Raw genomic sequence first — 403 nt, forward strand, 5'->3', positions numbered from 1 at the left:
AAATTGCAAGATTCTCTATAATATAAATTATAATTCAGGGGTAAAGAAAATAAGATCAAGTGAAATAATAAGCTTTTTAGGCTATAAGTTAATTGATTTTATTGATATGTGTGATTTTATATTTAGAATATGTTTTTTTGGATTACTTTTTGCTAGCTGCATTCAGCCTTCTTTAAATAAGGTATTTAAGTGAAAAATTGGAATAGATATTATTCATTTAAAATAGTAGAAAACACAAAGTAAGAAAGAGAAATTTATTTCGATTTCTTAAAAAATAAAATTATTTAAAACTTACTCAGTAAGTTGATTTTGAAATACCAAGGATATTTATCCATAATGATGATATGATGAAAAAATATAAAAATACAAACGTACTTTTGAATCTAAAAAAAACATACTCATG

At 21.8% G+C, this 403-nt stretch carries 1 protein-coding gene; it reads left to right on the plus strand.

Annotated features, from left to right (window positions below):
• Positions 1-193 (plus strand): hypothetical protein (locus GNY06_RS13595; protein ID WP_212995069.1); only part of this gene is annotated, 193 nt, incomplete at its 5' end.
• Between the last annotated feature and the right edge of the window lie 210 nt (positions 194-403).

Origin of the sequence: Elizabethkingia argenteiflava (assembly GCF_009904105.1) — a bacterium.
Classification (GTDB): domain Bacteria; phylum Bacteroidota; class Bacteroidia; order Flavobacteriales; family Weeksellaceae; genus Elizabethkingia; species Elizabethkingia argenteiflava.